Below are 22,811 nucleotides of genomic sequence, written 5' to 3' on the forward strand. Positions count from 1 at the left end.
CCTCCGCGGGGTGCTCGCGGCACTGGTGGCCGGTCTCGCCGTGGTCCTGGCCGTCCTCATCGCGGTCGCCCTCCTCGGGATGGTCACCACGGCGCGCGACTACCGCGACGGCGCGCAGCGCGCCATCACGCGGCAGGCGGCGGCCAACCAGCTGCTCATCGACCTGCTGAGCGCGCAGAGCGCGAACCGGGCGTACATCCTCCTCGCCCGCGGCGACGACCTCGCCGAGTACCGCACCGCCCGCGGCCGGTACCCCGGCGAGATGAACGAGCTGATGGTCGCCCTGGAGGGGGAGGAGCAGCTCGAGGCGTCCGCGGACGCCGTCGACCGGACCGCCCAGCTCTGGTTCGACGAGGCCGTCGAGCTGATCCGGCTGCGCCGATGTCCCGTCGGGGCGACCGTCGCCGCCTGCGAGTCGCGCATCGAGCAGGCCCGGGCGCGGGTCAACGCCGGGCTCAGCGAGAACCGCTTCAACGCCTTCCGCGCCGAGCACGCACGCCTCGTCGAGGAGATCGACGACGTCCGGCTCCAGGTGCTCGCCGACAGCGACCGGCGCCGGCGCTGGACGTTCTACTCCATCGTCGTCGCCGCGCTGCTCACCCTGCTGATGGTCGCCGTCGCCAGTCGCCAGCTGTGGCGCCGCGTCGGCGGCCCCATCGCCCTCCTCTCCGCCGGTGTCGCCCGCGTCACGCGCGGTCGCCTGTCCGACCCGGTGCCGCCGAGCCGCGACGCCGTCGGCGAGCTCGCCGACCTGATCGAGGGCTTCAACCTGATGCAGGGCGAGGTCCGCCAGGAGCGGGACGCGGTCGCGGCCGCCGCCCGCCGGGAGGCGGCCCAGAAGACCGAGCGGGAGCTGTGGGAGACCGTCCAGACCGGGCTGCTGCCCGAGCGCCTGCCCGCCGTGCGCGGCCTGCGGCTCGCCGCGCGGTACCGCCCCGCCGAGCGGGCGCTGCTCGTCGGCGGGGACTTCTACGACGCGATGGTCCTGTCCGACGGCCGCCTGGCCGTGATGGTCGGCGACATGGCGGGCCACGGCGCCCCCGCCGCCGCCCGCGCCGCGGGGCTGCGGTTCGGGTGGCGCACCCTGGTGGCCGTCAACCCGAACCCGGCGGCGGTGCTGAGCGCCCTCAACGACCAGATGGCCGACCCGGGGGACCGCGCCGAGGGCCTGTTCGCCTCGATCATCTACATGCTCATCGACCCGGGCGGCTCCGTCAGCTTCGCGCCCGCCGGCCACCCGCCGCCGTTCCTGCTGACCGCCGGCGGCTGCCAGCCGGTCGAGCCGCTGCGCAGCGGCCCGTTGCTCGGGGTGTTCGACGAGGCCGAGTGGCCCGTCACCCACACGTCCCTGCCGCCGGGCGGGACCCTGCTGCTCTACACCGACGGCCTGATCGAGGCGCGCCAGGGGGCGGACACCTTCGGCGTCGAGCGGGCGTGCGCCGTCCTCGCGGCGGAGCGCCGGTCCGCGCTGGAGCTGCGGGTGGAGCGCGTCATCCAGGCGGCCCGCCGCCACGAGGACCAGAGCCTGCGCGACGACGTCGTGATCGTCGCGGTCGAGCGTCCCGTGGCGATCCCGTGGGCGTCGCCGGAGCGTCCCGCCCCCGCGCCGCGCCCCGCGTGGCGCCAGGCCGACGCCGGCCGCCCCGCCGCCCGCGCCCCCGCCCGGAGGGGCTGAGAGGCTCTCAGGCCGGGACGGGCGCCCGCGCCGGGGGCGTCGTGATGAAGCTCACCTCGTGTCCGCGCACGTTGGCGCGTCGCGCCGATTCGGCGGTCATGGCGCCCCGCCGCACGAGCATCGCGTACTCGGCCCGCAGGCGGGTGCCGATCATCTCGGGGCCGTCGGTGGCGATCACGATGGGGATGCCCGCCGCCTCGAGGGCGAAGACGATCTCGGCCATCTGCTCCTCGTCGCGCACGGCGCCGGTGCGCACGTTCGACGTCGGGCAGATCTCCAGGACCACGCCGGCGGCGAGCACCTCCTCCTGCAGGCGCGGGTCCATCGCGGTGATGATCCCGTGCCCGATGCGGTCGACGCCGAGCGCGAGCACCTGCCGCATCTCCTCGACGAACGGTGCGGGGTCGGGGGCGTTGACGCCCTCCTCGCCGGCGTGCAGCGTCACGCCGAGGCCGGCGTCGCGCGCCCGGGCGACGAGCGGCGCGAGGTCGCGGTACGGGTAGGGGGCGGGGGCGCCCCCCGGCCGCGGCCCCCCGATGTCGATCGCGACGACCCCGCGGGAGCGGAACCGGATGGCGCGCTCGACGACGGCGGCGTTCAGCTCGGGTGGGAAGCCCCGGTCCATCATCAGGATCAGCCCGGCGCGGACCGGGTACTCGAGGGTCGCGCGGTCGATGCCGTGCACGGCGGCCATGACGATGGCGTCCAGGTCGCGCTCCCCGCCGCGGTTGCGCTTCGCGGGGTTGAAGCGGACCTCGTGGGTCGTGATCCGCTGCGCGCGGTACCCACCGGAGATCATCCCGTGGACGGCCCGGAAGACCCCCTCCGGGCTACTCTGGATCAGCTCCGTCAGGTGGTAGATGCGGTCGAGCCCGTCGAGGCCGTCCGTCCCGCGGCCGACGTTCGTCGCGGCGGCGAAGTGCCAGTAGTCGCGGTAGGGGAGCTTGATGCCCTGCTCGTGGGCGAGCTCCCACATCGTCGCGGCGTCCACGCTCCCGCCGAGGTGGGCGTGCAGCTCCGACAGATCCTCGTCGTGAGCGAAGACGCTGGTGCTCATCGCGGCGCCGGCGCCGCGGTCCCGCGGGTTACGCCGTGGCGCCCGGCAGGACCTTCTGGAGCTCGCCCTCCTGGAACATCTCGGTGACGATGTCGCAGCCGCCGACGAGCTTGCCGTCGACGAACAGCTGCGGGATCGTCGGCCAGTCGGACCAGCCGGAGAGCACCTGGCGGATGCGCGGGTCCACGAGGATGTCGCGGGAGCCGTACTCGACGCCGAGGTGGTTCAGGATCTGGACGACCTGGTTCGAGAAGCCGCAGCGCGGCATCTCCGGCGTGCCCTTCAGGTAGAGGAACACCCGGTTGGAGGCCACCTCGCTCGTGATCTGCTCGAGGATCTGGTCGTCGGTCAGGGTCGTCACGTCGGTGCTCATGTCGCCTCCGGTGCACGCGTCTTCAGGGCGAGCGCATGGATGCTGCCGTCGTCGAAGCGGCTCTGGACCGCGGCGTAGACGAGCTTGTGCTGCTCCAGGCGCGAGAGGCCGGCGAACTGCGGGGCCACCACCGATGCGGCGAGGTGGTCACCACCGCCCTGGTCGACGATCTGGGCGCTCGCCCCGGGGAGGGCGGCCTCGATCATCGACGTGAGCTCTGACAGGTCGGCCATCGGGCCCAGGATAGCGGCTGACCCCGGGGACGGCCCCGGGCGGCCCGGCCGGCTGCGGGGCGGTCCCTCATGGTGGAACATGTGGGCGACCACCACCCGCCGCCGCGGCGGCGCGACCAGACCCGGGGGAGACGGTGAAGAAGATCGAGGCGTTCATCCGGCACGAGGCGCTCGAGGCCATCCACGACCAGCTGGTCGCGCGCGGCCTGCCCTCGATGAGCGTGAGCGAGGTGAAGGGCTCCGGGCGCCAGGCCGGCTTCACCGAGAAGTACCGGGGCTCCCGCAAGGCGGTGTTCCTGCGCCCGAAGCTGAAGCTGGAGATCGCGGTGGACGACGCCGACCTCGAGCGCGCGATCGACTGCATCCTCGAGCTGTCGCACACCGGCGCCCCCGGCGACGGCAAGATCTTCGTGTTCGACATCGAGGAGGCCATCCGCGTCCGCACCGGCGAGCGGGGCCCGATCGTGCTGGAGTCGCACACCGGCTGAGCCGGTGAGCGTCGGGGTCAGGCCGCGGGGTCCCCGGAGAGGAGCGCCGTGAGGGCCCCGGGGTCGGTGACCGGGGCCTCGCAGGCGAAGCGGCGGCACACGTAGGCGGCGGGGGCGCCGTCGCGGAGGGGGCGGTCGGCCAGGAGCGGCGCGGCGGCGATGGCCGCCGGGTCGTCGGGGTCGCCCGCGGCGATCACGTCGTACGGGCCGGCCGCGGCGCGGGCGGCGCGGACCAGCTCCGCCGTGCGCGGGTCGTCGGGTGCGCCGGCGATCGCGATGCCGCGCCGCTCCGACAGGTGGTGGTCGAGGGCGATGAGCGCGGTGCCGAACGCCTGCGGGAAGCGGCCCATCTCGGCGTGGACCATCCGCAGCGCCCCGACCGCGAGGTCCTCCAGGGCCGCGTCGCCGGTGAGGTCGGCGATCCGCAGCAGCACGTGCGCGGCCTGGGAGTTGCCCGCCGGCGTCGGGTGGTCCTCGAGGTCGCGGGTGCGGGCGACGAGGCTCTCGCCGTCGGAGCCCGCGTAGAAGAACCCGCCGGCGTCGGGGTCGGCGAACAGCTCGACCATCCGGGCGGCGATGTCGCGGGCGGCGGCCAGCCACCGCGGCTGGAGCGTCGCGCCGTAGAGGCACAGGAGGCCGTGGCAGAGGTCGGCGTGGTCGTCGAGGTGGCCGAGGTGGGGGGCGCCGGCGCCGGTGTGCGCGCGCCGCAGCCGCCCGTCGACGACGAGGGCGTCGAGAACGAACGCGGCGGTCGCGGTGGCGGCATCCACGTAGTCGCCCCGGTCGAGGGCGACGCCCGCGTCGGCGAAGGCGGCGATGGCGAGGCCGTTCCAGGCCGTGATGACCTTGTCGTCGCGGGCCGGGGCGGGCCGCGCGGAGCGCGCCGCGTAGAGGGTCGTCCGCGCCGCCGCGAGCAGCGGCCCGGCGTCCTCGCCGATCTGGCGGGAGACCTCGTCGACCGTCGCGACGACGTGCAGGATCGAGCGCCCCTCGAAGTTGCCCTCCTCCCGCACCCCGTACCGCAGCGTCACCGCGCGGGCCTGGTCGGCGGGCAGCAGGTCGGCGAGCTCCTGCGGCGTCCACACGAAGAAGGCGCCCTCGCCGCCGGGGGAGTCGGCGTCCTGGGCGGCGGCGAACCCACCGCCGGGCACGCGCATCTCGCGCAGGAGCCAGTCGAGGGTGTCCTCCGCGACGCGCCGGTGCTCGGGGTTGCCGCCGAGACGGAACGCGAGCGCGTAGGCCCGGCCGAGGAGCGCGTTGTCGTAGAGCATCTTCTCGAAGTGGGGCACCAGCCAGTGGCCGTCGACGGCGTAGCGGTGGAACCCGCCCCCGATCTGGTCGTGGATGCCCCCCGCCGCCATCTTCCCGAGCGTCCGGTCGACCATCTCCCGCGAGTGGTGGTCGTCGGGGCGGCGCCACAGGCGGCGCAGCAGGAACTCGAGCGCGAGCGACGGCGGGAACTTGGGTGCGCCGCCGAACCCGCCCTCCACCGGGTCGAACACGCGGGCGAGGCCGACGACGGCGTCGTCGAGCACCCGCGGGTCGAGGTCGTCGGCCGAGGGGATCCGCCCCGCGGCGACGCCGAGCCGGCGGGCGAGCTCGGCGGCCTGCCCCTCGACGTCCTCGCGGCGGTCGCGGTACGCCGCCGCGATGGCGCGGCAGAGGTCCGGGAACGCGGGGAGGCCGCCGCGCGCGACGCGCGGGAAGTAGGTGCCGGCGTAGAAGGGGCGCCCGTCGGGCGTCAGGAAGACCGTCATCGGCCAGCCCCCCTGCCCGGCGAGCGACAGGGTCGCCTGCATGTAGAGGGCGTCGACGTCGGGCCGCTCCTCCCGGTCGACCTTCACGTTCACGAACAGCTCGTTCATGACGGCGGCCGTCTCGGGGTCCTCGAACGACTCGTGCGCCATCACGTGGCACCAGTGGCATGAGGAGTAGCCGACCGACAGCAGGATCGGGCGGTCCTCGGCGCGGGCCCGGTCCTGCGCCTCGGCCCCCCACGGGTACCAGTCGACGGGGTTCTCCGCGTGCTGGCGCAGGTAGAGGCTCGACTCGCCCGCGAGCCGGTTCACGTGGCCGCTCTCGCCGGTGGGTGCACGCGCCGATTGTAGACCGGGCGGCCCGTGACCCGTCCGCTACGGTGTCCCCGATGACCGATCCCTTCATCGCCGCCGCCGGACCGGCCCCCGCACGGGGTGTCGAGAACCGCTGGCGCCAGGTCGCGCTGCTCGCCGCGGGCTCCGCGCTGGGCGACGCGCCGCGCGCCGCGACGGGCCTCGCCGCGGCGTTGCTGGCGCTCGACCACCCGGAGGCCGCGGCGGTCGCGCTCGAGCGCGCCGACCCGGGCGACCCCTGGACCCGTTGGTGGCGCGTCCTCGCCGCCGGTCAGTCCGCCGGGGCCGAGGGCCTGCGCACCGCGCTCGACTCCGCGCGGGCGGTGCCGGTCGCCGGCCCCGACGCCCGCGAGGTCGCGCGGCGCCTCTCCGACCTGGACGACGAGCTGAACGCCCTCGCCGGCGGCGGCGACGACACCGCCCGGCTGGCCGTGCTCGGCCACCGCGCCCGGCCCGAGCGCCGGATGCTCCTCGCCGGGCGCTCCTCGGCGGCCTTCCTGGTCGACCCGGGCTGGGACAGCCTGCGGCTCGTGCGCCTCGCGCCGTCCGAGGGGCCGTCGCTCGGCAACCGCGCCCACCTGGCGCCCCCGGAGATCATCGCCGCGGTGCGCCGCGGCGACGCCGGCCCCGGCTGGGACGTCCCGCCGGACGAGCCCGCGATGCTCGACCCCGAGGCGATGCTCGCCGCCCTGCGCGAGGACCCCGCCGCCCGCGACCGGCGGCTCGTCGCGCTGGCCGAGGAGGTCGCGCAGGAGCGCGAGCGCCTCGTCGCAGAGCGCGCCGCCCTCGCGGAGGAGCGCGCCCTGATGGCCGCCGAGCGGGTCCGCCGCCCGGCGTCCCGCCCCGCCGCCGCCCCCCGGGCCGCCGCCGACCCCGTCGCCATCCCCCGCACGTCCGCCGAGGCCGCGGCGCTGCTCGGCCTGGCCGCCGGCGCGTCCACCGCCGCCGTCGAGCGGGCCTACCGCGAGCAGATCACCCGCTGCCACCCCGACCGGGTCGCGGAGCTGCACCCCACCATCCGCGGCCAGGCCGAGGGCCTCACCGTGGCGTTGAACTCCGCGCGGGACCTGCTGCTGGGGCGCTCGGCGCCCCGCCGGGCTCAGCGCGCCCGGGGGTAGCGCCGCCCGCGCCACACCGGCCCGTGGCCGCGGGCGCGGCTGAGGGACCCGCGGAACGCCGCGCCGGCCAGCACCAGCAGGCCCACCGGGAGCGTCGGCGCGTAGCGCCGCGGGGTCGGCACCGCCCACGACGCGAGGCGCTGCAGGAGGACCATCGCGAACGCGCCCGTCAGGCCGGTCGCGGCGAGCCCGGCGTCGCGGTGACGGACGCCCCGGACGGTGGCGACGGTGGGCAGCACCGCGAGCGCGGCCATCGTCCCCGCCGCGACCGCTCCGCGCGCCGCGCCACCGGACGCCGCGAACGAGGCGTTCTTGCTCCAGCCGTCCCAGACCTCGCGGCCGCCGTGGTACATCCGCAGCCGGGCCAGACGCCCCGCCGGCACCGGCACGAGGAGGGCCCCGGCGCGCTTGATGCGGGCCGCCAGCCAGACGTCGTCGACCATCCGGCCGCGGATCGCGGCGTGACCGCCGACCGACTCGTAGAGCGCGCGGGGCAGCAGCATGTAGCCGCCGGCGGCGATCGCCACGGGGCTGTCCTGCCGCCGCGCGAGGGGGCCGGGGGCGACGAAGGTCGCGATCGCGGTCAGCGCCGCCGGCATCACGGTCCGCTCCGCCGGGCCCTCGGTGTCGATCGTCGGGAACAGGGTGAGGCCGCCCCGGCCGAGCCGCAGCGCCGCCGCCAGGGTGCGGCCGAGCGAGTCGGGGGCGTGGACGACGTCGGCGTCGGTGAAGAGCAGCCAGTCGCCACGCGCCGCGGCGACGCCCTGCGCGCACGCCCACGACTTGCCGACCCAGCCCTCTGGCAGGTCGGCGCCCTCCAGCACCCGCACCCGCGGGTCGTCGCCGGCGGCCGCCCGCGCGGCGGCGCGCGTGCCGTCGCGCGACCCGTCGTCGACGACGATGACCTCCACGTCGGCGTACTCGAGGGCGCGGAGGCTCGTGACCGCCGCGCCGATGCCGCGCTCCTCGTCGCGGGCGGGCACGACGACGCTCACGAGCGGCCCCCCGGCGAGGGGTGCGTCGCGGTCGGCGCGCGGGGCGTTGCGCCGCTCGTGCACCGCCAGCCCGACGGCGCCGGTCCAGAGGGCGGCGGCGACGGCGGCGGCCGTGCGCAGGCCCTCGTGGGCGTCGCGCGGGCGGGGGTCGGGTGCGCGCGCCATCGGCCCCGAGCCTAGTGGAGGGCCGGGGGGCGACGCCGGGCCGCGGATGCGTCACCCTGTGCCGGTGACCTGCGTCGCGATCGTGCTCGCCGCCGGCGCCGGCTCGCGGATGGGCGGGCCGGTGAAGCAGCTGCTGCCCCTCGACGGGCGCCCGATCCTGCAGCACGTCCTCGACGCCGCGGCGGACGCGGGGCTCGAGGACGTCGTCCTGGTCCTCGGGCACGAGGCCGGGCGGATCGCCGCGGGCGTCACCCCCGCGGCGGGGACGGTGGTGGTCGTCGTTCCCGACTGGTCCGCGGGGCAGGCGGCGTCGCTGCGGGCCGGCCTCGACGCGGCGCCCGAGCCGAGCCGCGGCGCCCTCGTCCTCCTCGGCGACCAGCCGGAGGTGCGGGCCGACGCCATCCGGGCGGTCGTCGACGACCACGCGACCCGGGGGGCGCCCGTCACCCGCGCCGCCTACCGGGGGCGCGCCTCCCACCCCGTCCTGCTCGACCGGCTCGTCTGGCCGGGCGTCGAGGCGCTGCGGGGCGACGCCGGGGCGCGGTCCCTGATCGCCGCCCACGCCGGGCGCGTCGCGCTGGTCGAGGTCGGCGGCGACCCGCCCGAGGACGTGGACACCCCCGCGGACCTCGCGCGGCTGCGCGCCCGGCGGGGGTCCGCCTAGCGGCCCTCGACCTGCTCCCGCAGGCGGGCGAGGCTGACCTCGACCATCCCCGCCGACGGCCAGTCGATCACGACGTGCACGCGGGTCCGGTCCGCCCCGGCCTCGGTCAGCTCGACGCGGCCGCCGGCCTCCTCGGTGCCCTCCTCGCTCGACCACGCGAACAGCCGGCCCGGCTCCCACCCCGTGATGCGGCTCGTCCACGCGACGTCCTCGCCGTCGATCGATGCCCGCCACTCCAGGCGGTCGTCGTCGACGCGGCGGACCGACGTGATGCCCTCCATGAACTCCGGCAGGCGCTCGACCTCGGCCCAGCGGCTCCAGACCTCCGCGATCGGCGCCCCGACCTCGACGACCTCGTCCACGCTCCTCATGGGACCCTCCCGGTTTCGTTTCCGGGGAGGGGCGTACCCGGGGCCGCGGGGGCCCACGCGGGACCCGCCCGCCTAGAGGCGGGCGATCACGTCGGCGACCTCCTCGAGGCTCTGGAGGTTGTGGCCGGGGCGGAAGACGTCGATCGACGGGAGGGCCGCCGCCATGCCGCGCGCGAGCGGCTCGTAGTGGGCGGCGCCCTTCAGGGGGTTGAGCCACACGACGCGGTGGGCGAGCCGCGCGAGGCGCTCCATCTGGGCCCGCAGCAGGGCGGGGTCGCCGACGTCGAGGCCGTCGGAGAGGATCACGCAGACCGTCCCCCGCACCGCCCGCCCCGATCCGTGCTCGTCGAGGAGGGTGCGCAGCGACTCCCCGATGCGGGTGCCGCCGTCCCAGTCGGTCACCTCCGCCGAGGCGGCGCGGAACGCGGCGTCGGGGTCGGCGTCCGCCAGCGCGCGCGTCACCCGTGTCAGGCGGGTGCCGAAGGCGAACGCCTCCCAGTCGGGGCCGGCGCGCAGGGCCGCGTGCGCGAACATCGCCAGGGCCCGCGAGTACGTCGACATCGACCCGGAGACGTCGAGCACGAGCAGCAGGCGCCGCCGCCGCACCCGCCGCCGCCGCCACGCCCGGTCGAGCGGCTCGCCGCCGGTCCGCATCGCCCGGCGGAGGGTGCGGCGCAGGTCGGGGTCGCCCGACGGCGCCGCCGACCGCCGCCGCGTCCGCCGCTCCGGCGGCCGGAGGCGCAGGCGCTGCATAAGGCGACCGAGCAGCGCCAGCTCGTCGTCGCTGCACGCCGCGAAGTCCTTGCGGCGGAGCGCCTCGGTGCGGCTCGCCAGGTTGTCGGCGTCGTCCCCCGGCGGGTCGCCCGCGCTCAGCGACAGCTCGCTCGGCGCGAGGACGCTCGGGCGGTCCGCGACGGGCTGGGGCGGCGGGGTCGGCGTGCCCTCCACCCCGAACGCGTCGCGGAAGGCGCGGTCGAGCGCGGGGATGTCCTCCCGGCGGGAGACGAGGGTGGCCCGCGCCGCCCAGTAGAGGTCGTCCGGCGGGAGCGCCTGCGCGGCGTGGGCGAGGGTGATCACCCGCCCGGTGCCGACGGGGACGCCGGCGTCGCGCAGCCGGCGGACGACCTCGAGCGCCTCCCTCATCCCCCGAGGAGCTGCGGCAGCACCCGCCGGACCACGGCGAGGTCGTCGTGGTTCTTCACGGCCCAGCCGAGGGTCTCGTCGGCGGACACCGCGTCCATCCGCCCGATCCCGAGCGCCGCGAGGGCCCGGGTCCAGTCGATCGCCTCGGCCGGTCCCGGGCGCTTCGTCAGGTCCATCTCCCGGAGCCGCGCCACCATCGCGGCGACCGACCGGGCGAGCTCCGCCGAGGCCTCCGGCGCGCGGAGCCGGATGATCGCCACCTCGCGCTCCAGCGAGGGGTAGTCGATCCAGTGGTAGAGGCACCGGCGCTTCAGGGCGTCGTGCAGTTCGCGCGTGCGGTTGGACGTGAGGATCACGACGGGCGGCGCCTCCGCGGTGATCGTGCCGATCTCGGGGATCGTCACCGCGGAGTCGGCGAGCACCTCCAGCAGGAACGCCTCGAACTCCTCGTCGGCGCGGTCGAGCTCGTCCACGAGCAGCACCGCGCCGTCCCCCTCGCGCACGGCCTGCAGCAACGGGCGCTCCACGAGGAACTCGGGGCCGTAGAGCTCGGACGCCCGGTTGGCGGGGTCGAGCGCGCCCTCCTGGAGGGTGCGGGCGTAGAGGAGCTGGCGCGAGTAGTCCCACTCGTAGAGGGCCTGCCCCGCGTCGATCCCCTCGTAGCACTGCAGCCGGATCAGGCGGGCGTCGAGCACGCGCGCCAGCGTCCGCGCGATCTCGGTCTTGCCGACCCCCGGCTCACCCTCGAGCAGCAGCGGGCGGCGCAGCGTCAGCGCCAGGTAGACCGCGACCGCGAGGCCGCGGTCGGCGAGGTACGACTCGCGGGCGAGTGCCCCCTCCAGCGCGTCGACGTCCGCGAAGCCCATCCCGCCTCCTCGTCAGCGGTCGTTCCGGTCGGCGTCGCACCCGGCTCGGGGGCGGACGCGACGTGGGTTCGTGATCATGTTGACGAAGTATGGGGCCGGCCGTAGGGTCGATGCCCGGGAACGACACCGAGGTCCCCCCGTGAGAGATGTCCTGCCGACGCTCGACGCATGGGTCCGCGCCGGCCACCGGGCGGCGCTCGGGACGGTCGTGGGTGTCGAGCGCTCCGCGCCCCGCCTGCCCGGCAGCGTCATGGCCGTCTCCGAGACCGGCGAGGTCGCCGGCTCGGTCACCGGGGGCTGCGTCGAGCCCGCCGTCTACCTCCAGGCGGAGGAGGTGCTGGCCGGTGGCCCGCCGCGCGTCGCCTCGTTCGGGTTCGCGGACGTCGACGCGTTCGAGGTCGGCCTGCCGTGCGGCGGCACCGTCCACGTCTTCATCGAGGAGATGGACCCGGCGCTGATCACGCGGATCTCCGAGGCCGTCCGCGCGGAGCGCCCCGTCGCGTACGTCACGACCATCGCGGGCGCGGCGCCGGGCGGGCCGCGCGTCGTCTCCCGCGACGACGCGCCGGGCGACGCGGTGACCGAGGCGGCGCTGCCCCTGCTGGCGCTCGGGGAGAGCGCGGAGGTCGAGGTCGCCGGCGAGCGCCTGTTCGTGTCGTCGCTCGTGCCGCGCCCCGCGATGTACATCTTCGGGGCGATCGACTTCGCCTCGGCGCTCGCGACCGTCGGGCACTTCCTCGGGTACCGGGTCACGGTCTGCGACCCGCGTGCCCTGTTCGTGACCCCGGCCCGGTTCCCCGACGCCGACGAGCTGGTCACCGAGTGGCCCCACGAGTTCCTCGCCCACGCCCCGGTCGACGCGCGGACCGCGATCTGCGTGCTCACCCACGACCAGAAGTTCGACGTGCCGGCCCTCCGGGCCGCCCTCGACACGCCGGCCCGCTTCATCGGGGCGATGGGCAGCCGCCGCACCACCGACCGCCGGAACGAGCGCCTCCGCGCGGAGGGGGTGGCCGAGGAGGCCCTGGCGCGGATCCACGCGCCCATCGGCCTCCGGATCGGGTCGCGCACGCCCGAGGAGGTCGCGGTCGCCATCGGGGCGCAGATCGTCGCGGTCGCCAACCACGCGCTCGACGACCGCCCGGTCGCCGCCGGCAGGTAGGGGGCCCGACATCCCTGGGCGGCGCAACCCGTGGCTCGCCATCGAGTCGGGGACGGACCCGGTCGAGCGGGCGCGCCAGCTGCGCCGCGCCCACGCCGACCACGCCGCCGCCGGGGGTGACGACGCCCCCGGGGTCCGCCGCCTGATCGCCGAGTCGTGGCGGCGCTCCCACGGCGCCGGGGTGCGGCCCGAGGGGCACGTGCCACCGCGCGTCCACGACGCCGACGACCTGCACGAGCTCCGCGAGGAGCACCCCCTCGCGCGGATGATGCCGACCCTGCGGCACCTGCTGCTCGACATCGCGGAGGCCGCCGGCCACCTCGTGGCGGTCTGCGCCGCCGACGGCGAGCTGCTGTGGGTGGAGGGGCCGGCGCGGATGCGCGTCGCCGCGGAGGACACCATGAACTTCGCCGAGGGGACGCTCTGGAGCGAGGCGGGCGCCGGGACGAACGCCCTGGGGACCGCCCTCGCGGTCGGCCACCCGATCCAGGTGTTCGCCGCCGAGCACTTCAGCGCCCGCGTCCACCCGTGGACGTGCTCCGCCGCCCCGGTCTTCGACCCCGAGAGCGGCTGCCTGCTCGGCACGGTCGACCTGACGGGGCCGTACCGGATGGCCCACCCGCACAGCCTCGCGCTCGTGACGGCGGCGGCCGGCGCCGCGACGGGGGCCCTGCGCCAGGAGCTCGGCCGCCAGGACGAGCGCCTCCGCGACCGCTACCTGCGCCGCCTGATGCACCTCGGCCACCGCCCCACCGGGGTGGTCTCGCGCTCGGGCCGCGTCGTGATGGCCAACCCGGTGGGGTGGCTCGGCACCCACGTCCCGATCCCCGGCGCGGGGGGCATCGGGTTCCTCCCGGGCGGGGCGCTCATCCGGGTCGAGGAGATCGGCGTCGAGGGCGGCTACCTCGTCTGGGCCGCCGACGAGGAGGACGGGAGCCCCGGCCACGCGCTGCGCCTGCGCCTGCTCGGCGCCCCGCGCGCATGGCTCGACGGACAGCCGCTGCGCGTCAGCCCCCGCCACGGGGAGGTGCTCGCGCTGCTCGCGATGGAGCCGGAGGGCCTCAGCGCGGAGCAGCTCGGCTGCGGCCTCTACGGGGCGGGGCACGCCCCGACCTCGGTCCGCAGCGAGGTGTCGCGGCTGCGCCGCCTGCTCGGCACGGCCCTCTCGACCCGGCCCTACCGGCTGCGCGCCGACGTCACCGCCGACCTGCTCGAGGTGCGCTCCCTCGCGCTCGCGGGGCGCCGCGACGAGGCGCGCCGGCTGCGCGGGCCCGGCCTGCTGCCGGGCTCCACCGCGCCCGGGGTGGTGCGCATGCGCGACGCGCTCGACGCGCTCATCGACCCGCCCGCGGACGACCTGCAACCTCCTTGCAACGTTTGACGCAAACACCGGGCCGGGGGTTCAATCGGGGCAGCCCGCCGAGAGGAGCGCCCGCATGAAGCTCGAGCACGCGTTCGAGGTACCGGCCTCGCCCGGCCAGACCATGGCCCTGCTGCTCGATGCGGAGCGCGTCATCCCGTGCATGCCGGGGGCGACCCTCAAGGAGGTCGTCGACGACGGGAACTGGAAGGCCGGCATGGGCGTCAAGCTCGGGCCGGTCGCCATGCAGTTCCTCGTCGACGTGAAGCTGCTGGAGCGCGACGACGCCTCCCACGAGGTGACGCTCGCCGTCAGCGGCCGCGACACGCGGGGCAAGGGGGGCGCCGAGGGCACCGTCCACTCGGTGCTGAGGGGCGTCGACGGGGGCGGGACCCGCGTCGAGATGGCGACGGACCTCCGGTTCTCCGGCCAGGTGGCGCAGCTCGGCCGCCCCGGTGTGGTCCAGGACGTCTCCAACAAGCTCGTCGACCAGTTCGCCGAGTGCATCAAGGCGCAGCTGTCGGCCTCCCCCGAGGAGGCCGCGGCGGCGGTGACCGAGGCGCAGAAGCCCCTCTCCGGGTTCTCGCTCGCGCTCGCCGCGCTCGTGTCGTCGGTCAAGCGACTGTTCGGCCGCCGTGGCGGCCGTGAGAAGGGGGAGCAGGCGTGAAGCGCATCTCTGTCACCGTCAACGGTGTCCGCCACGAGGCGGACGTCGAGGAGCGGGAGCTCCTCGTCTACTTCCTCCGTGAGGGGCTCGGGCTCACCGGGACCAACGTGGGGTGCGACACCTCGTCGTGCGGGGCCTGCACCATCCACGTGGACGGCGTGTCCGTGAAGTCCTGCACCCTCCTGGCCGTCCAGGCCGACGGGGCCGAGGTCACCACGATCGAGGGCCTCGCGACCAACGGGACCATGCACCCGATGCAGACGGCCTTCCAGGAGAACCACGCCCTGCAGTGCGGGTACTGCACGCCGGGGATGATCATGGCGGCGGTCGGGGTCCTCAACGAGAACCCGAACCCCACCGAGGACGAGATCCGGCACGGGCTCGAGGGAAACCTCTGCCGCTGCACCGGCTACCACAACATCGTGAAGGCCGTCGCGGCCGTCGCGGCCGGGTAGGGGCGGACCATGGCCACCACCGAGCAGCCCCCCGCCAACATCGGGGCACGCCGGCTCCGCAAGGAGGACCCGGAGCTCATCACCGGGCGCTCCCGCTACGTCGACGACATCAGCATCCCCGGGATGCTGTGGGCGTTCGTCGTCCGGAGCCCGTTCGCGCACGCCCGCATCAACGGCATCGACACCTCCGCCGCGGAGGCGGCCCCCGGCGTCCACGCCGTCTACACCGCCGAGACGCTCGAGTTCGCCGGCCCGCTCGTCATGGCGTGGCCGATCAACGACGAGTGCAAGGCCCCGCCGCACCACCCGCTCACGAAGGACAAGGCGCGCTACGTCGGCGACCCCGTCGCCGTCGTCGTCGCCGACTCGCGGGTGCTGGCGAAGGACGCCGCCGAGCTGGTCGAGGTCGACTGGGAGCCGCTCCCGGCCGTCACCGACATCAAGGCCGCCCTCGCCGACGGCGCGCCCCTCGTCCACGAGGACCTCGGCACCAACGACGCCGGCAGCTGGATCATGAGCCGCGACTCGCCGGCCCCGATCCGCAACGCCTCCGGGCCGTACTTCGAGGACCCGGAGATGGTCACCATCAAAGAGGAGTACTACCTCGGCCGGCTGATCCCGAACGCGATGGAGCCGCGCGGGGTCGTCTGTGACGTGAACCCGTCGATGGGCGAGTACACGCTCTACTCGGCGACACAGATCCCGCACATCCTGCGGACGACGCTGACGATCACGTGCGGCGTCCCCGAGGCCAAGCTCCGGGTCGTCGCCCCGGACGTCGGCGGCGGCTTCGGCTCCAAGCTCGAGGCCTACCCCGAGGACGCGATCTGCCTCGCGATCGCGAAGACCCTCGGCCGCCCCGTCAAGTGGATCGAGGAGCGCTCGGAGGGCTACGTCGCCACGCTCCACGGCCGCGAGATGTACCAGCAGATCGAGCTGGCGGCGACGAAGGAGGGGATCGTCAAGGCGGTACGGGTGAAGCTGTGGGCCTCGATGGGCGCCCACATGCGCATCATCACCCCCGGCATCCCGATGCTCGGCGCCTGGCTCTACGCCGGGTGCTACGACGTCGAGGCCTACGACTTCGAGTACACGAACGTGTTCACCAACAACACGTTCACCGACGCCTACCGCGGCGCCGGCCGTCCCGAGGCGACGTACGCCATCGAGCGCTCGATGGACGCCCTGGCGCGGAAGATGGGGATCGACCCCGTCGAGCTGCGGCGCAGGAACTTCATCTCCGGCGACAAGTTCCCGAACTACACCATCGCCTCGGGCCTCACGATCGACTCGGCGAACTACCACGGGACGCTCGAGAAGCTGCTCGGCGTGCTGGGCTACGAGGAGTTCCGGGCCGAGCAGGAGAGGCGCCGCGCGAGCGGCTCGACGAAGGTGCTCGGCGTCGGCTTCTCGACGTGGCTGGAGATGTGCGGCATCGCGCCCTCGCGGGTGCTCGCCGCCCTCAAGTACATCGCCGGCGGCTGGGACGCCGCGACGGTCGAGTTCCTGCCGACCGGCACCGTGCGGGTGCTGACCGGCGTCTCGCCCCACGGCCAGGGCGAGGTCACCACGTTCGCCCAGATCGTCGCCGACCAGCTCGGCGTCGACTTCGAGGACGTCGAGGTGCTCCACGGCGACACCCAGGTGGTGCCGCTCGGCCTCGACACCTACGGCAGCCGCGGGCTCGCCGTCGGCGGCGTCGCGCTCTACAAGGCCGGCGAGAAGATCATCGACAAGGCCCGCAAGATCGCCGCCCACGAGCTCGAGTGCGCCGAGGAGGACCTGGAGTTCGCGAACGGCGACTTCACGGTGAAGGGGACCGACCGGTCGGCGAACATCAAGGCCCTCGGGTTCAGCGCGTGGAGCGCCCACAACCTCCCCGACGGCGTCGAGCCCGGCCTGACGGCGACGCACCTCTACGACCCGCCGAACTTCTCGTGGCCGAACGGGGCGCACGCCTGCGTCCTCGAGGTCGACACCGAGACCGGCTCCATCGACATCCTGCGCTACATCGCCGTCGACGACTGCGGCGTGCGCATCAACCCGATGGTGGTCGAGGGCCAGGTGCACGGCGGCGTCGCGCAGGGCATCGCCGAGGCGCTGTTCGAGGAGGCCCGCTACGACGAGGAGGGCAACCTGCTCCATGGGACGATGACCACCTACATGGTCCCCGGGGCGCCGGAGTTCCCCTCGTTCGAGCTGGACCACACCGTGACCCCGAGCCCCACGAACCCGCTGGGGGTCAAGGGCGTGGGGGAGGCCGGCACCATCGCGGCCCCGCCCGCCGTCATCAACGCCGTCGTCGACGCCCTCGCGCACCTGGGCGTCACGAACGTCGAGAGGCCCGCCACCCCGGAGAGGGTGTGGAAGGCGATCCAGGAGGCGCGGTCATGATCCCGGCCGGATTCGACTACGAGGTCGCCGAGTCGGTCGACCACGCCCTCGAGCTGCTCAGGACGAAGGAGGACGCGAAGCTCCTCGCGGGTGGGCACAGCCTCATCCCGCTGATGAAGCTGCGGCTCGCGCGGCCGGGGACGCTCGTCGACATCGGGCGGCTCACCGACCTGAGCGGCGTGCGCGACGGCGGCGACCACCTCGCCATCGGTGCGATGACCCGCCACCACGACCTCAACAACGACCCGCTGGCGAAGGAGCACTGCCCGCTGATCGCGTACGCGGCCGGCCTGGTGGGCGACCCCCAGGTGCGCCACCGGGGCACGATCGGCGGGTCCCTCGCCCACGGCGACCCGGCCTCGGACCTGCCGACCATCGTCCTCGCGCTCGACGCGGTGATCGTCGCCCGTGGCGCGGGCGGTGAGCGCACCATCGACGCCCGCGACTTCTTCAACGGGTTCTTCGACACGGCGCTCGCCGAGGACGAGGTCATCACGGAGATCCGGGTGCCGAAGGTCGGGGCGGCCGGCTGGAGCTACCTGAAGTTCCGCCAGCGGGCGCTCGACTGGGCCACCGTCGGCGTCGCCGCCGTCGTCGGGGCGAGCAACGGGTCCATCGAGGGGGCGCGGATCGCGTTCACCAACATGGGCCAGACCCCGCTGCGGGCCTCGGCCACCGAGGCCGCCCTCGCGGGCGCGCCACGCGACGCGGTGGCGGCGGCGGCCGAGAAGGCCGACGAGGGCACCGACCCGCCGAGCGACACGTGGGCGACCGCCGACTTCCGGCGCCACCTCGCGCGGGTGCTCACGGCGCGGGCGGTCGAGGAGGCGCTGTCGCGCTGACGATCCACGTCCGGCAGGGCCCGCGCCGTGGGCCCTGCCGGACCGGGGCGCGTACCATCCGATGATGGAGACCGCCCTGCGCGACGGTTTCGGCCGCACGCACCGCTCGCTGCGCATCTCGGTGACCGATCGGTGCAACCTGCGGTGCCGGTACTGCATGCCCGCGGAGGGGATGCGCTGGCTCCCCCGCGAGGAGCTGCTGAGCGACGACGAGATCGTCCGCCTCGTCGGGATCTTCGCCCGCCACGGCGTCGGCGAGATCCGCATCACCGGGGGTGAGCCGCTGGTGCGCCCCGGCCTCCCCGCCCTCATCGGCCGGATCTCCGCGGTCCCCGGGGTGGGGGACATCGCGATGACCTCCAACGGCGTCCTGCTGGCCGACGCGATCGACGACCTCGTCGCGAACGGGCTCGGGCGGGTCAACGTCTCGATCGACTCCCTCGACCCCGACCGGTTCGAGATGATCACCCGCCGCCGCGACCTCGACCGGGCCCTCGCGGGCCTCGCCGCCTGCGAGCGGTACCCCTCCCTGCGCCCGATCAAGGTGAACGCCGTCGCCCTCCGCGGCGTGAGCGAGCCGGATGTGCTGCCCCTCGCCGGTCTCGCCCGCGAACGGCCGTACGTGGTGCGGTTCATCGAGGTGATGCCCCTCGACGCCCCCCGCGAGTGGACGCGTGAGGCCGTCCTGTCCGGTGAGGAGTTGCGGGAGATGATCGGGGCGCGGTGGCCGCTGCTGCCGATGGCGCCGGAGCGGCCGTCGGCGACGGGGACGAGCTGGCGCTTCGCCGACGGGGCGGGGGTCCTGCAGTTCGTGTCGTCGGTGACCGAGCCGTTCTGCGCGTCGTGCGACCGGCTGCGCCTCACCGCCGACGGTCAGCTCCGGACGTGCCTGTTCTCCACGTCCGAGACGGATCTCCGGACCCCGCTGCGGGCGGGCGCGGACGACGACGAGATCGCGGCCGTCGCCCGGCTCGCCGTGTCGCGCAAGGAGGCGGGGCACGGGATGGCCGACCCCTCCTGGACCTATGCCGGCCGCCCCATGAGCATGATCGGCGGATGACCCCCGGCCCCGGCGTCGCCGCCGCCGGGATCGTGCTCGCCGGCGGACGCTCCACACGCATGGGCCGCGCGAAGGCGGACCTGCCGTGGGGTGACGGCACTTTGCTCGCCGCGGTGGTGGCGGCGCTCGCGCCGGTCGTCGCGCCGGTGATCGTGGTGCGGGCGCCGGGCCAGGCGCTGCCCCCGCTGCCCGCCGGCACGCGCGTCGCCGAGGACCGCGCCGCCGGCCGCGGCCCGCTGGAGGGGATCCACGCCGGCATGGCCGCGGCCGCGGGCGTCCCCCGCGTGGTCGTCGCCGCGACGGACCTGCCGTTCCTCGGCCCCGCCCTCGTCGCCCGGCTGCTCGACGCCCTCGGCGACGCCGACGCGGCCGTGCCCGTCGTGTCCGGCCGCCCCCAGCCGCTGCTCGCCGCCTACCGCACGGACCTGCTGCCGGAGGTCGCGCGCCTCCTCGACGCGGGCGAGCGCCGGGTGGGGGCGCTGCTCGCGGGACGACGCGTCACCTGGCTCGACGAGGCGGCGTTGCTCGCCGACCCGGCCGTCCGCGCGGCCGACCCCGGCCTCGCCGGCCTCGCGGACATCGACACCCCCGGCGACCTGCGGGCGGCTCAGTCGAAGCGGGAGACGGGGACCTCCTCGCCGGACGCGACGCCGGTGCCCTCCTCCGGCAGCCACGCGAGCACGCGGGCCCCGGCGAGCGAGGTGATCGCGTGAGGCCCCTGCTGCGCCATCGCCACGAGGCCGCCGGGCCCCTCGGCGCAGCGCACCAGCTCGGCCCGGCCCTCCCGCGTCGCGTACGCGGTGGCCAGCGCCCCGCGCCGCCACCAGTCGTCGTGGCCGCCGAGCAGGGGCCGCCCGAGCAGGTGGAACGCGACCGCCGCCGAGGCCGGGTTGCCCGGCAGGCCGAGCACGACGCACCCGTCGCGCACCCCGAGCCACGTCGGGCGCACCGGCGCCGCCCGGACGCCGCGGAGCACCTCCGTCACGCCGAGGCGCGCGAGGGCGGGGCGCACGTGGTCGTGGACGCCACCCGAGATGCCGCCGTTCGTCACGATCAGGTCGGGCGGTGGCTCGCCGTCGAGGAGCTGACGCAGCGCGCGCACCGTCGCGTCGAGGTCGTCGCCGACGACGGCCGACGCGACGACCTCGGCGCCGGCGGCGCGGGCCTGCGCCGCGAGCCCGTGCCGGCTGGCGTCGTGCACCTGCGCGACGCCGGCGACGGTCCCGAGGGGCACGAGCTCCGCGCCGGTCGCGAGGATCGCGACCCGCGGGCGGCGGTGGCACAGCACCTCGGCGACGCCGAGCGCCCCGATCGCGCCGACCTCGTGCGGCCACACCCGGTGGCCGGCGGGCAGCAGCGTCGCCCCCGCCCCGATCAGCTCCCCCCGCCGCCGGACGTCGCGGCCCGGCGCGACGGCCTCCGTCACGTGGACGCGGCCGCCGGTGACCCGCGTGATCTCGCTCCGGGCGACGGCGTCGGCGCCCCCGGGCATGGCGGCGCCCGTCGACACCGCGACCGCCTCACCGGGACCCGCGGCCGCGCGCGCGGGCGCGCCCGCGGCGCTCTCGCCGTGGGCCCGCAGGTCGCCGGGGGTCTCGGCGCCGCGCACGGCCCAGCCGTCCATCGCCGACGTGTCCACCGGCGGCAGGTCGCGCCGCGCGACGGCGTCCTCCGCCAGCGCGCGGCCCGCGAGGTCGGGCACCGCGACTCGCTCGACCCCCGTCCGGGGCGCGAGCGCCCGCGCGCACTCGATCGCCGCGGCCACGCCCGCATCCCTGATCACGTCCATGGGGGGATCGTCTCATGAGCTCGGCCGCCCCCCGGCGCCCGGTGATCGCGGTGCGCGGCGGTGTCCGCACCACCCGGCGCGACCGCCTCGCCGCGGAGGAGCCGATGGAGATCCGCGTGACCGGCCCGGACGGGGTCACGACGCCCGTCGCGGTCACGATGCGGACACCCGGCGACGACTTCGCCCTGGCCACGGGCTTCCTCGTCACGGAGGGGGTGGTGGAGCCCGGGACGGTGACCCGCGTCGCGTACTGCGACGACGTCGAGCGGGAGGACCAGCGGTTCAACGTGGTCACGGTGCGGAGCGCCCGTCCCGTGACGCCGGGGCCCGACCGCGCGCACGCCGCGACGTCCGCCTGCGGGATCTGCGGCGTCACGAGCCTCGACGCGGTCGAGGTGCGGTGCGACCCCCTGTCCGGCGGGCCCCGCGTCCCCGCCGACGTCCTCCTCACCATGCCGGACGTCCTGCGCGCGGCGCAGCGGGTGTTCGACGCCACGGGCGGCCTGCATGCCGCGGGCCTCTTCGACCCCGGCGGGGGGCTGCGGATCGCCCGCGAGGACATCGGACGCCACAACGCCGTCGACAAGGTCGTCGGGACGGCCGCCCTCGCCGGTGACCTGCCGCTCCACGACCACGTCCTGATGGTGTCCGGGCGGGCGGGGTTCGAGATCGTCCAGAAGGCCGCCGTGGCCGGCATCCCGGTGCTCGCGGCGGTGTCGGCGCCGTCGAGCCTGGCCGCCGCCGCCGCGGAGCGCCTCGGCGTGACGCTCGTCGGGTTCCTGCGCGGCGACGGCTACAACGTCTACGCGCACCCGGATCGCATCGTGCCGTGAACGACCGCGGGCCCCGCCGTCGCGACCGCGACGACGGGGCCCGGGGGACGCGCCGGTGGGTCAGCCCGTCAGCGGGTGGCCTTGAGGATGGCGACCGTGGTGGTCGGGGCGCCGGCGAGGGGGCCGAGCAGCGCGCGGACCGTGGCGAGCGGGCCGGCCGGGACGATCCGGACGACGGTGTCGCTGACCCGCTGGACCGTGAGGATGCCCGACAGGTTGCCGCCCGTCAGCGCGCCGACGACCTGGGTGACGAGGCCGCCGACCAGCGGGACGCCCGCGGTGACGGTCGTGAGGACGGACGACAGCGTCGCCGGGTTCACGCCGATGCAGGCGGTGCCGACCGTGGAGCAGACCGGGTCGGTGAGGCCCGTGGAGGGGACGAGCTGGATGACCTGCGGCAGGACGCCGCCGTTCAGGACGGCGGTGAGGTCGATCGGCAGCCCGTCGAGGATGGTGCGGATCGGCAGGTCGAGGGTGATCGACGTGGCGCCCCCGCCGCCGGGCGCGCCCGGCGCGCCGGGGCTGCCGGGGAGGCCGGGGGTGGTGGTGAACCCGCCGGTGCCGGGGGTGACGACCACCGGGCCGCCGGGATTCGCCGGCACGGCGAGCCCGCAGCTGTTGGCGGCCTTCGCGAGCCGCAGGACGGCGGCGCGCATGCGCACGTTCTTCGCCCGGAGGCCGCGGACGGAGGCCGTCCGCCAGTTCCTGACGGCGACGGCGCGGACCTTCCGTGCCGACGCGACCGTCGGCGCGGCGGCGGCGCACGGGGCGACCTTCGTGGCGAGCTTCGTGAACTGCTTGTCGCCCTTCATGAGGGTCGACACCTGCGTGTTCCACGCGGGGGTGGCGGGTGCGGCGCTCGCCGTCCCCGCACCGAGTGCGGCGACGACGGCGAGGCCGGCCGCGACGAGGCGTACGCGCGACAAGGGGTCCTCCGGGTTCGGTGTCGGGAGGCGGGCACCGACGCCCGCGATTTGTGTATCGGCACAC

At 75.9% G+C, this 22,811-nt stretch carries 23 protein-coding genes; 13 read left to right on the forward strand and 10 right to left on the reverse strand.

The genetic code is table 11. From position 1 onward, the window contains the following. Window positions 1–10 precede the first annotated feature (10 nt). A complete protein-coding gene (locus IU369_RS03400; RefSeq protein ID WP_217923165.1) occupies window positions 11–1,675 on the forward strand; it encodes a PP2C family protein-serine/threonine phosphatase in 1,665 nt (554 codons plus the stop codon). A gap of 7 nt (window positions 1,676–1,682) precedes the next feature. Here the strand turns inward: IU369_RS03400 and IU369_RS03405 are convergent, their stop codons facing one another. From IU369_RS03405 to IU369_RS03415, 3 genes are read right to left on the reverse strand one after another with little or no spacing between them, the layout of a single operon-like run. Further along, window positions 1,683–2,732: an adenosine deaminase family protein gene (locus IU369_RS03405; protein WP_217923166.1), complete on the reverse strand. Its 1,050-nt coding sequence runs from the start codon at window positions 2,730–2,732 to the stop codon at window positions 1,683–1,685. A gap of 28 nt (window positions 2,733–2,760) precedes the next feature. After that, window positions 2,761–3,105, reverse strand: a complete 345-nt coding sequence (gene grxD, locus IU369_RS03410; RefSeq protein WP_217923167.1) for a Grx4 family monothiol glutaredoxin — start codon at window positions 3,103–3,105, stop codon at window positions 2,761–2,763. Continuing rightward, on the reverse strand, window positions 3,102–3,338 hold the full coding sequence (locus IU369_RS03415) for a BolA family protein (protein WP_217923168.1): 237 nt from the start codon (window positions 3,336–3,338) through the stop codon (window positions 3,102–3,104). Before IU369_RS03415 ends, grxD begins: the two co-directional genes overlap by 4 nt. Before the next feature lie 134 nt (window positions 3,339–3,472). Here IU369_RS03415 and IU369_RS03420 point away from each other — a divergent pair, with 134 nt between their 5' ends. Further along, complete coding sequence (locus tag IU369_RS03420) at window positions 3,473–3,826, forward strand: P-II family nitrogen regulator (RefSeq protein WP_217923169.1); 354 nt, start codon at window positions 3,473–3,475, stop codon at window positions 3,824–3,826. Window positions 3,827–3,843: 17 nt separating this feature from the next. Here the strand turns inward: IU369_RS03420 and IU369_RS03425 are convergent, their stop codons facing one another. Then, window positions 3,844–5,895, reverse strand: coding sequence for a thioredoxin domain-containing protein (locus tag IU369_RS03425; RefSeq protein ID WP_217923170.1), 2,052 nt, complete (start codon window positions 5,893–5,895; stop codon window positions 3,844–3,846). Window positions 5,896–5,972: 77 nt separating this feature from the next. On the opposite strand from IU369_RS03425, the gene IU369_RS03430 reads away from it, so the two are divergent. After that, entirely contained in the window at window positions 5,973–7,055 is a 1,083-nt protein-coding gene (locus tag IU369_RS03430; RefSeq protein ID WP_217923171.1) for a hypothetical protein, read from the forward strand. On the opposite strand, the gene IU369_RS03435 is transcribed toward IU369_RS03430, so the two are convergent. After that, on the reverse strand, window positions 7,037–8,215 hold the full coding sequence (locus IU369_RS03435; RefSeq protein WP_217923172.1) for a glycosyltransferase family 2 protein: 1,179 nt from the start codon (window positions 8,213–8,215) through the stop codon (window positions 7,037–7,039). The two genes, IU369_RS03430 and IU369_RS03435, sit on opposite strands and share 19 nt — an antisense overlap. A gap of 64 nt (window positions 8,216–8,279) precedes the next feature. Here IU369_RS03435 and IU369_RS03440 point away from each other — a divergent pair, with 64 nt between their 5' ends. Further along, the gene (locus IU369_RS03440; protein ID WP_217923173.1) at window positions 8,280–8,879 is read left to right on the forward strand and encodes a nucleotidyltransferase family protein; all 600 of its coding nucleotides are present in this window, start codon (window positions 8,280–8,282) and stop codon (window positions 8,877–8,879) included. On the opposite strand, the gene IU369_RS03445 is transcribed toward IU369_RS03440, so the two are convergent. From IU369_RS03445 to IU369_RS03455, 3 genes are all read right to left on the reverse strand, one after another. Further along, window positions 8,876–9,250, reverse strand: a complete 375-nt coding sequence (locus IU369_RS03445) for an SRPBCC family protein (RefSeq protein WP_217923174.1) — start codon at window positions 9,248–9,250, stop codon at window positions 8,876–8,878. The two genes, IU369_RS03440 and IU369_RS03445, sit on opposite strands and share 4 nt — an antisense overlap. Window positions 9,251–9,322: 72 nt before the next feature. Next, window positions 9,323–10,393: a vWA domain-containing protein gene (locus IU369_RS03450; protein ID WP_217923175.1), complete on the reverse strand. Its 1,071-nt coding sequence runs from the start codon at window positions 10,391–10,393 to the stop codon at window positions 9,323–9,325. Continuing rightward, window positions 10,390–11,259, reverse strand: a complete 870-nt coding sequence (locus IU369_RS03455) for an AAA family ATPase (protein WP_217923176.1) — start codon at window positions 11,257–11,259, stop codon at window positions 10,390–10,392. Before IU369_RS03455 ends, IU369_RS03450 begins: the two co-directional genes overlap by 4 nt. A gap of 139 nt (window positions 11,260–11,398) precedes the next feature. Here IU369_RS03455 and IU369_RS03460 point away from each other — a divergent pair, with 139 nt between their 5' ends. The 8 genes from IU369_RS03460 (at window position 11,399) to mobA (ending at window position 19,912) form a co-directional block, all read left to right on the forward strand. Continuing rightward, complete coding sequence (locus tag IU369_RS03460) at window positions 11,399–12,421, forward strand: XdhC family protein (RefSeq protein WP_217923177.1); 1,023 nt, start codon at window positions 11,399–11,401, stop codon at window positions 12,419–12,421. 199 nt (window positions 12,422–12,620) lie between these two features. Further along, the gene (locus IU369_RS03465) at window positions 12,621–13,802 is read left to right on the forward strand and encodes a GAF domain-containing protein (protein WP_217923178.1); all 1,182 of its coding nucleotides are present in this window, start codon (window positions 12,621–12,623) and stop codon (window positions 13,800–13,802) included. Between the two features lie 55 nt (window positions 13,803–13,857). Then, on the forward strand, window positions 13,858–14,448 hold the full coding sequence (locus IU369_RS03470; RefSeq protein WP_217923179.1) for an SRPBCC family protein: 591 nt from the start codon (window positions 13,858–13,860) through the stop codon (window positions 14,446–14,448). Then, window positions 14,445–14,903, forward strand: a complete 459-nt coding sequence (locus IU369_RS03475; protein WP_217923180.1) for a (2Fe-2S)-binding protein — start codon at window positions 14,445–14,447, stop codon at window positions 14,901–14,903. The genes IU369_RS03470 and IU369_RS03475 overlap by 4 nt, the downstream gene beginning before the upstream one ends. A 9-nt stretch (window positions 14,904–14,912) precedes the next feature. Continuing rightward, window positions 14,913–17,297 carry a xanthine dehydrogenase family protein molybdopterin-binding subunit gene (locus IU369_RS03480; RefSeq protein ID WP_217923181.1) on the forward strand — a complete coding sequence of 795 codons (2,385 nt, stop codon included), beginning with the start codon at window positions 14,913–14,915 and terminating at the stop codon, window positions 17,295–17,297. Next, window positions 17,294–18,139 (forward strand): FAD binding domain-containing protein, encoded by an 846-nt coding sequence (locus tag IU369_RS03485; RefSeq protein WP_217923182.1) that lies wholly within the window; start codon window positions 17,294–17,296, stop codon window positions 18,137–18,139. Before IU369_RS03480 ends, IU369_RS03485 begins: the two co-directional genes overlap by 4 nt. A gap of 64 nt (window positions 18,140–18,203) precedes the next feature. Next, the gene (gene moaA / locus IU369_RS03490; RefSeq protein WP_217923183.1) at window positions 18,204–19,199 is read left to right on the forward strand and encodes a GTP 3',8-cyclase MoaA; all 996 of its coding nucleotides are present in this window, start codon (window positions 18,204–18,206) and stop codon (window positions 19,197–19,199) included. Beyond that, window positions 19,196–19,912, forward strand: a complete 717-nt coding sequence (gene mobA, locus IU369_RS03495; protein ID WP_217923184.1) for a molybdenum cofactor guanylyltransferase — start codon at window positions 19,196–19,198, stop codon at window positions 19,910–19,912. Before moaA ends, mobA begins: the two co-directional genes overlap by 4 nt. On the opposite strand, the gene IU369_RS03500 is transcribed toward mobA, so the two are convergent. Next, window positions 19,807–20,988 (reverse strand): molybdopterin molybdotransferase MoeA, encoded by a 1,182-nt coding sequence (locus IU369_RS03500; protein ID WP_217923185.1) that lies wholly within the window; start codon window positions 20,986–20,988, stop codon window positions 19,807–19,809. The genes mobA and IU369_RS03500 overlap by 106 nt on opposite strands. Window positions 20,989–21,002: 14 nt before the next feature. Here IU369_RS03500 and fdhD point away from each other — a divergent pair, with 14 nt between their 5' ends. Continuing rightward, entirely contained in the window at window positions 21,003–21,821 is an 819-nt protein-coding gene (fdhD, locus tag IU369_RS03505; RefSeq protein ID WP_217923186.1) for a formate dehydrogenase accessory sulfurtransferase FdhD, read from the forward strand. Window positions 21,822–21,889: 68 nt separating this feature from the next. On the opposite strand, the gene IU369_RS03510 is transcribed toward fdhD, so the two are convergent. Beyond that, window positions 21,890–22,747, reverse strand: coding sequence for a hypothetical protein (locus tag IU369_RS03510; protein ID WP_217923187.1), 858 nt, complete (start codon window positions 22,745–22,747; stop codon window positions 21,890–21,892). Window positions 22,748–22,811: the final 64 nt, after the last annotated feature.

The sequence above is a fragment of the Miltoncostaea oceani genome, from assembly GCF_018141545.1.
Lineage (GTDB): Bacteria > Actinomycetota > Thermoleophilia > Miltoncostaeales > Miltoncostaeaceae > Miltoncostaea > Miltoncostaea oceani.